Source organism: Telluria sp. ZB4P36 (assembly GCF_059685865.1).
This window is the reverse complement of sequence record NZ_JCASIE010000029.1, coordinates 36,735-45,467: the sequence shown is the minus strand read 5'-3', so window position 1 is coordinate 45,467 and position 8,733 is coordinate 36,735. Positions and strand designations below refer to the sequence as shown.

Genomic DNA, 8,733 nt, shown 5'->3' with positions numbered 1-8,733 from the left:
CGTCGGCATCGTCGACACCACGGCCGATCAAGCGGTCGCCCTGTGGCGGCTGGTGGCCGAGCGGGCCGTCTGCGTCAACACGACGGCGGCTGGGGGCAACGCAAGCCTCATGACGCTCGGAGATTAATGCTTGAAGGAACTGGCGACTCTCGAGGATTGTACGTTCGTAACTGTGGCAGGACCAGCAGCATGCGATGACCGCAAACGTGCGAAAGATTCGAGATTCGCCGCGCGCTTCACAACACCTCTCGCGCCAGCAGATTCAAACAGACACATCGACTGTTCGGCCATCACGCTGTCACACGTCCATACCGCTAAGGGCTTTCATTCGCGCGCGCAGCCGTGTCGATATCCAGATAGCGCCACACGGTCAGCTCCACCGGGTGCCGCTTGTAATGCTTCAGCCATGGGTGCTGGATGTCGGCAGAAATGGGATGCGTCAATGGAATGATCGGGTTGTGCGCATGCAGGATCTGGTTCATCTGCCGGTACAGATCCTGGCGCGCCTGCGGCTCCGGTGTCGAACGCGCACGTTCCAGCAGATGGTCGTAGGACTTCATGCGAAACCGTGCATAGTTCGACCGGTCCGTATTCGGACCATAAAGCAGCTGCAGGAAATTATCTGCATCGGCATAATCGGCGATCCAGTTCGTTTCAAACATCTGCACCTTTCCTTGGCGCGATGCCTTGATGATTTCACTCTTCTTGTCCGAAACAAAGTGGACGCGGATGCCGATCGATTGCATGACGCGGCGCCACATCTCGTCGCGCAGGCGTCCGGCCACCGTCGCTTCACTGTGCATCGTCAGCGTCAGCGGCTTGCCCTGCGGGTTGCGCCGGTTGCCGTCGGCATCGCGCCTCGTGTAGCCGAACGTATCGAGCAGTTGGTTCGCAAGATGGCGATCCTGGACGACGCTGCTGCGATAGGCTGGGTCGTATCCGATGACGCCGGGCGGCACGAGCGACTCGGCTTTCATGGCGAAACCCTGTTTCAGCAGCCCCACGTCCACTTCGCTGCTGTACGCCATCGCGATCGCCCTGCGCAACGCGATTTTCTCCTTGCTGCCGCCCCCGATGACAGGGTCATCCATGTTCATCCACATATAGTAGGTTTGCAGCACGGGGAAACGATGCAGGCGCATTCCCCGGGCCGCCAGTTCGGGCCGCAGTTTCCCATGCTCGACGACCATCGATGTCATCGATTCAGGCACCTGCTCCACATAATCGAACTGCCCGTCCAGGAAGCCCAGCATCCGGCTTTGAAACTCCTCGGCCACCTTGATGTCGATACGGTCTACCAGAGGCAGCTGCTTTCCGGCTAGCGCTGCTGCGATCGCCCGGTCCTCCGGCCCTCGCCCCGATGTGCCGTCGAAGGCGGTATGGGGCTGCCGGTTCGCGAGGAGCACGATGCGGTCGCTGCGCTTCCACTCGCCCACCCTGAACGGCCCAGTTCCTACCGGGTGATTGCCTGCCTGTCCCGGATAGAATTCGATGACTTCGCGCGCCACCACACCTGTAGCGGGCGCAGCCAGGTAATACAGGAAATGATTGTCCGGCTCACGCAAGCTGATGCGCAGGGTGTAGCGGCCGGTGGCCTGGAGACCGGGCACCGGCGTGTCGTAGTTGAACTGCCTGCCGGCTCCACGCAGGGCCTCATCGCCCGCGATCTTGCCTTCGAACAGGGATAACCAGGGTGAACGCAGCCGCGGGTCATACAGCCGCTTGAGACTGTAGACGTAGTCTTGCGCAACCAGTTCGCGCCGTTTGCCCTTGAACGCGGGGTCGGGCGAAAAATAGATGCCGGGACGCAGACGGAAGGTATAGGTCCGGCGATCCCGACTGACGTCCGGCAAACCCATGACCGTGTTTCCACGCAGCGCAATCGGCCGTGCCAGGTAATCATAGCGAAGAAGCGGATCGAACACGTTGTCGATGAGACCGAGTGTGACGATATCCGAGGCGGCTGCCGGGTCCATCCCGCTTTCGCTCGTGTTGAGGTAGACGCGCAACACCTTGTCCGTCGCTGCCGGCTCGGCCCAGCACGCCGGCCCAAGCAGGACCAGCAGCACATGCAGGCCGGTCAGGAAGTTTTTCAGCATACCGTTCATGGTACGCGCCGGAAATCGCGGCGTACCTGGGCCCGGTCGCCAAAGTCGAAATGCCACCACTCGCTGTCGATGCCGCAAAAGCCGGCGTCAAGCATGGTATCCCTCAGCAGGCGCCGGTTGCCGAGCTGCTCGGCGTTGAGCATGCCGCGCACGAAATGCGCGGTCTCCAGGGCGGGATGGGCCAGTTCCCCCATGTAGTCGAAGGGTGTTCCCATATCGAGTTCGTCGCCGTCGGCCCCTACCAGGCACAGGTCGACCGCCATGCCGAACGAATGCATGGAACCTTGTGCCGGGTGCGCCAGGTAACGCTGCAGCCCGGTCCCCTCCAGCGCCGCCCACATCTGTTCCTGGACGTGCTGGGGACGAAGCGCATCGAGAATCTTGAGGCGTATACCGGGGGCCCGGAGGCGAAGCAAGGCGACTGCATGCCGCAGCCCTTGCGCGGCGGACGCATGAAGCCAGGCATAATCGATGCTTCCATACAAATTGCGCTGTGCGAAATTGTCGACGGATGCATAGCGCAAGTCGACGACAATGCCGTCGATGCTGGACAGATGCCGGAACTCTGCATCCGGCCTCCACTTTGAATCACGGCTTGTTTTCATCATGAGACTTTCCCCTTGCAGCTTCGACTGCAACGGATGGGCTTGCCGGATCGCCGATCCGGCGCCGAGCGCAGCGATGCAGCCGTCACTCGGGACTTCCTGAGGCATCTTCGATGTCATATTCACTTTCGAGTAATAAAAATCTGCGGCCCACAAGACCGATGCGACCGGACGCAAACCGGTCTTGTCGCTTGGGTGCGTCGCGAGAATGCCATTCACGACCATGGCGCTCGATCCTCCCCCATCGACATTGATCGCATCCTGCGCACCGAGCTCCAGCAACATATCGGCCAGCTCGTCCAGGGTGAGCCCGACGCTATGTTCGCTTCTGCCGTCGACGACCAGGAACAGGACGCGTCCGCCACCAAGCACAGCCACGGCGGTGCGTGGGGCCCGGACCTCGGCCTGGATGCCGCTGTGCGCATCGAAGCCCTCCTCCCGGTCCCGGACATGCTTCACGCCCCCTTGCACCAGGACTGGACCGCCTCCGATCGCCCACACGGGATTCCACGCTAGTGGAACATCGTCCGGCCCGACCACCCGGATTTCCGTGCGCCCGTCTGCCATCTTTCCCAATGCGGCACGCGCGACCGGCTTCGCATTGCCAGCCCGGACCAGGTGGCCGACTCCTCTGGCGCGTACTACCGAATCCTCGACCGCCAGGCTCAGGATCGAGCGGGCGTCGAAATATCCACCATTGATGACCACGGCCGGCTGCCGTGCCTGGCGCTGGGCGAATTCGAGTGGTGTCAGCCGGTGCTGCCCGAACGAAGCGCTGCGCCACTGCGCGGGTGTTTCGACGAGCGCATAGACGGCACAAAGATTGTCGCCGGTGCCGCGGAAGACCTTGATCCCAGCCGGCAGGGCACGATTCAATGCGGTATCCGGCCGCCAGACCACCCCCGATGCCTCGCAGCACAGGCAGATCGCCCAGGTACAAGCGAGCAGCAGGCCGCGTACCGGATACCCCGACAGTCGCACGCCGCGCATCATGCGCTTTCACCCAGCCCTTCGAGGGCGAGCAGCTCATCGAGGCGCTGGCGTCGGCGTATGAGGCGCTCTTCTTTTCCATCGATCAGTACCTCGGCCGCCAAGGGGCGCGAGTTATAGCAGGATGACATGCTCGCCCCATAGGCACCGGCATCATGGAAAACGACGGTGTCGCCGACATCGGCGGGCGGCAGCGGCACCGCAGCCACGACGCCATCCGGGGTCTGCGTAAACACGTCGCCGGATTCGCACAAGGGTCCCGCGACGATCGCAGGACTTGTGCCGGATGCATCCTTTACATGACCGTCCGGGCCGAGCACCGTGATTCCGTGATAGCTTCCGTACATGGCGGGCCGGGCCAGGTCATTGAAGCCGGCATCCACCAGCACGAAGCGGTTCGCACCAGCTACCTTCGTGGCGCGCACCTCCGCCATCAGGACCCCGGCTTCGGCCACCAGGAAGCGTCCCGGTTCGATCTCGAGTTTCACCGCATGGCCCAGGTAGCCCTCGATTTCTTTCCGGGCCGCGTCCCACAGATGAAAATAGTGCCCGGTATCGACTGGCGCCTCGCCCTCCCGGTATGGAATCGCAAGGCCGCCACCGGCCGAGATCGATTCCAGATCGACATCGGCCCGACGCACCAGGTGGACCATGGATTTGCAGACCTCGAGCAGGTGGCCGTAGTCGGCTCCCGAGCCGATATGCATGTGCAGCCCCACCAGGTGCAGTTGCTGGCGCCGGAGCGTGGCGAGTGCATGCGGCAGGTCCTCGTGCCAGATCCCATGCTTGCTGTTTTCTCCGCCGGTATTCGTCTTCGTGCTGTGCCCATGGCCGAATCCAGGGTTGATGCGAAGCCAGACGCGGTGGCCGGGGTTGACCGCTCCCAGCTGCTCCAGCATATCGACCGAACCCGCATTGACTTCGATGCCATGCTCGACGACCAGCTCCAGACTCCCCCGGTCGAACACATCGCAGGTGAATACGATCTCGGACGCGTCGTAACCGGCTGCCAGGGCGCGCCCGATCTCGCCGGCCGAAACGGCATCGACCAGCACGCCCAACCCGTGCAGCAAGCGCAGGATATGGGTATTCGAACATGCTTTCTGCGCGAAGCGGATGACGTCGAATGGCGCCAACTGCGCCACGCGCTGGGCGATGATGTCTGCCTGGTAGACCCATACCGGGGTACCGGTCGCGACGGCGATGCGATGCAGTCGGCGAGGGTCGTCGATCAAATCTGGATACATGCTTGCTCCATATTGGCGAAGGAAGGGCCTGCGGCGCCGCCGATGCGCGGCTGTGCCAGCAGGAGACGCTGCGTGTAGGGATGCGCCGGCTGCCGGTACAGGGTGTCGGAATCTGCCATCTCGACCACCCGTCCGTCGGACATCACCATGACCTGGTCGGAGATATGCTTGACCACCGCCAGATCGTGCGAGATGAAGAGATAGCTCATGCCGAATTCGTCTTGCAGGTCTTGCAGCAGATTCAGCACCTGTGCCTGAACGGAGACATCCAGCGCCGACACCGATTCATCGCAGATAAGGAGGTCGGGCTGCATCGTCAGGCAGCGAGCGATCGCGATCCGTTGGCGCTGTCCGCCTGAGAATTCATGAGGGTACTTTCCAATGGAACGGCTTGGCAACCCGACCTTGTCCAGCAGGGCCCGTGCCATGCCGGCCCGTTCGGCCGGACTGGCGCCGAGCCCATGGATGCGCATCGGTTCCGTGAGAATATCGCCGACGGTGAAACGTGGATTCAGGGACGCATACGGATTCTGGAAGATGATCTGGATCCGGCGCTTGACTGCCATGTATTCCTTCCGTCCCATCGCAAGGAGATCCTTGCCTTCGAAGTGGACCTTGCCCGACGTCGCCTGGTGCAGCCGCACCAGGGTCAGGCCGAGCGTGCTCTTGCCGCAGCCCGATTCGCCGACGATTCCCAGGGTGCGCCCACGGGGCAGGATGAAGGACACGTCCTGCACAGCCTTGAATTCCCGCGTACGAAACAAGCCGTCACGCACGAAGAAGCTCTTGCACAGCCCGTCCACGACGAGCAGCGGCGTATCGCCGGCAGCATAACCTCGCCGCCGGTCTGGCAGTCGGTCGCTGGAGAACTTGCCGCACAGGTGATCCTCGATGACCGGCAGGCGCACGGGACGCCGGTCCAGGCGCGGCCGGCATTCCAGCAGTGCCCGGGTATAGGCGTCCGCCGGTTGTTCCAGCACCTGCCGCACCGTCCCGGTCTCCCGGACTTCGCCGTGGCGCATGACGACGACATGGTCCGCGAATTCGGCCACCAGGGCGAGGTCGTGGGTAATGAAGAGTACCGACATCCGGCGCTTGCGTTGCAGGCTCCTGATCAACTCCATGACGCTGCGCTGAACCGTTACATCGAGCGCCGTCGTGGGTTCATCTGCGATGAGCAAAGTCGGTTCACAGGCGACTGCCATGGCGATCATGACGCGCTGCTGCTGCCCCCCGGAGAGATGATGAGGATATGCGTCGATCTTTTTCTCCGGCTGGGGTAGCCCCACTTCTGCCAGAAGGCCCAGTGTGCGCTCGCGTGCCTGGCGGGCGCCCATGCCCATGTGCTTGCGCAGTACTTCGCCGATCTGGAAGCCGACCGTGAGAACGGGGTTCAGCGACGACATGGGGTCCTGAAAAATGATCCCGATGTCCTTGCCACACAGGGCCCGCCGCTGCGCTGGAGACAGCGCCAGCAGATCGCGCCCCTGGAAGCGGATGCTGCTCGCCTCACCGACGGACGCCTGCGGCGCCGGCAGCAGGCCCATGACCGCAAGTGACGTGACGGATTTCCCGCTGCCGGACTCTCCCACCAGGGCGACGGTCGCATGATGCGGGACATCAAAGCTGACTCCCTTGAGCGCCTCGAAGGTCTCGGTCTTGTCCAGCCTGAAGCTGACCCGAAGGTCTCGTACTTGAAGCAACATTCAGGTTCCTATGTCATTTTGGGGTCGAGGGCGTCACGGAGCGCGTCGGTGAGCAGGGAAAACGAGGTGACCAGCAGCGCCATGGCGCCTGCGGCAGCTGCGAGCTGCCACCATATCCCCAGGATCAGCTCGTTCTGGGCTTCGTTCAGCATGCTGCCCCACGAGACGACGCCGACCGGGACGCCGAACCCGAGGAAAGAGAGGATGACTTCGGATTTGATGGATCCGACCACCAGGATCGATAGCTGGACCAGTGCGACGTGGCTGACGTTCGGCAGGATGTGACAGACGATCTTGCGGCAGCTCGATGCGCCGATGGCTTCGGCTGCCATGACATACTCGCGCGCCTTGTGCTTCATGTATTCTGCGCGGATCAGACGATACGGTCCGGTCCAGCCCGTTAATCCAAGGATCAGTACGATCGTGCCGACGCCGCGTTGCTGCAGCACCGCGGCCACGGTGAGAATCATCAGGATGCTCGGGATCGACGTGAATATGCTGTAGAACCAGAGGAAGAAGTCGTCTACCTTGCCTCCGTGGTAGCCGGACAGGGCGCCGAACAAGGTCCCCAGTCCCACCGCGAGAACGGCCGCGACGACCCCCACGGCGATCGACGTCTCGGCGGCCTTGACGGTCTTCTTGAGCACGTCACGCCCCCACTTGTCGGCGCCGAGCGGAAGCGGTTCGCCGGGGGACGCCTGCCGCTGGTCCGTCGCCTGACGGCGCTCGCGCAGCCGTGCCAGCTCGTCCGAGAGCGGATCGTATTCGTTCGCCGCGGCCGGCACCTGGCCGCGGGGCATCGCATGGCTGCCCGCCGCAGCGTCCAGGAACGCGGGTTGTGCGTAGCTGACGGCGACTTCCCTGTCCCAATCTGCGGCAATCAGGCCCCCAAGAGACATCATCAACAGGACGCCGAAGCATCCCAGCACACCCATCGAGAGCAGCGCGATACGGTCGGCGCGCAAACGGCGCCAGGCCAGGCTCCATGCACCAGGCGATTCACGTTCTATGGTCATTCGATCAATTCTTATCTATTCAGACTAGTGTTGGCCGCTGTCGCCGGGCGACAGACAGGCCGCACGGGGGAGCCGACATTCAGCGCAGGACGATGCGAGGATCCACGGCGCGATACGCGAGATCGGCCAACAGATTGAACACCATGGTCGCCGCCGCCACGTACACCGTGATGGCCTTGATGACCGGGAAGTCGCTGCGCTCGACGGCGAGAATCACTTCCCTGCCGATTCCCGGAATGCCGAAGAAGCGTTCCAGCAAGAACGCACCGATCAACAGCGAGGGCAGATTCGCCATCACATGCGTAATAATGGGAATCGACGCATTGCGCAGCACATGGATCCACATCACCCGGGATTCTCCCAAGCCTTTGGCGCGCGCCGTGCGGACGTACTCCTGCCCTGCCTCGTCGAGCACGAAGCTGCGGTACAGGCGCAAGGTGGGTGCGATCGCGACGGTCAGGCCGATGAGGATCGGCAGCGGTGCGTAGCGTCTCAGGTTCTCGCCGAGGTCGTCGGTCCAGCCCTGGACGGGAAACAGGCCGAGCTTGAACGCGAGTCCGTACTGGAAGACGATGATGTACACCAGAATACTGACCGACATTCCCACGGTACACGCGACCATGACGGCGCGGTCGGTCAGGGAACCCCGAACGAAGGCGATCGACAGCGCCAGTGCGACACCGATGAGCGTCTCCAGCAAGGTCAGTGGAACCAGCACGGTCAGCGAAGGTCCGAGGCGGGTGGAGATGATCGACGATACGGGCTCGCCCGTGCTCCAGGCCTGGCCGAAATCGAATGACACGATCTGCTTCACGAAGATCCAGAGCTGGGTATGCGCAGGCTGGTCCGTACCGAGCTGCCGGCGTATGTTGGCGATCTCGCCGGCGTCGGCCATTTTTCCAGCCAGCAGATAGGCCGGGTCCCCTCCCACCCAATTGAAGAGGACGAATACCAGCAAGACGACGCCCGCCATCGTTGGCAACATCTGAACGAGTCTGCGGACAATGAATGTAAACATGAGTCATCCTAAAGTTGCGCACGGGACGGCATGCGTCCCGTGC

6 protein-coding genes are annotated in these 8,733 nt (G+C 62.8%); all 6 read right to left on the bottom strand.

Features of this window, described 5'->3' with window-relative positions:
* Positions 1 to 314: 314 nt before the first annotated feature.
* Positions 315 to 2,108 (bottom strand): ABC transporter substrate-binding protein, encoded by a 1,794-nt coding sequence (locus AC56LK_RS23830; protein WP_497186936.1) that lies wholly within the window; start codon positions 2,106 to 2,108, stop codon positions 315 to 317.
* Complete coding sequence (locus tag AC56LK_RS23825) at positions 2,105 to 3,706, bottom strand: phosphodiester glycosidase family protein (protein ID WP_497186935.1); 1,602 nt, start codon at positions 3,704 to 3,706, stop codon at positions 2,105 to 2,107. The genes AC56LK_RS23830 and AC56LK_RS23825 overlap by 4 nt, the downstream gene beginning before the upstream one ends.
* Positions 3,703 to 4,950, bottom strand: coding sequence for a diaminopimelate decarboxylase (gene lysA / locus AC56LK_RS23820; protein ID WP_497186934.1), 1,248 nt, complete (start codon positions 4,948 to 4,950; stop codon positions 3,703 to 3,705). Before lysA ends, AC56LK_RS23825 begins: the two co-directional genes overlap by 4 nt.
* Entirely contained in the window at positions 4,935 to 6,656 is a 1,722-nt protein-coding gene (locus tag AC56LK_RS23815) for an ABC transporter ATP-binding protein (RefSeq protein ID WP_497186933.1), read from the bottom strand. The genes lysA and AC56LK_RS23815 overlap by 16 nt, the downstream gene beginning before the upstream one ends.
* An 8-nt stretch (positions 6,657 to 6,664) precedes the next feature.
* Positions 6,665 to 7,672 (bottom strand): ABC transporter permease, encoded by a 1,008-nt coding sequence (locus AC56LK_RS23810; protein WP_497186932.1) that lies wholly within the window; start codon positions 7,670 to 7,672, stop codon positions 6,665 to 6,667.
* Between the two features lie 79 nt (positions 7,673 to 7,751).
* Positions 7,752 to 8,690 carry an ABC transporter permease gene (locus tag AC56LK_RS23805; RefSeq protein WP_497186931.1) on the bottom strand — a complete coding sequence of 313 codons (939 nt, stop codon included), beginning with the start codon at positions 8,688 to 8,690 and terminating at the stop codon, positions 7,752 to 7,754.
* Between the last annotated feature and the right edge of the window lie 43 nt (positions 8,691 to 8,733).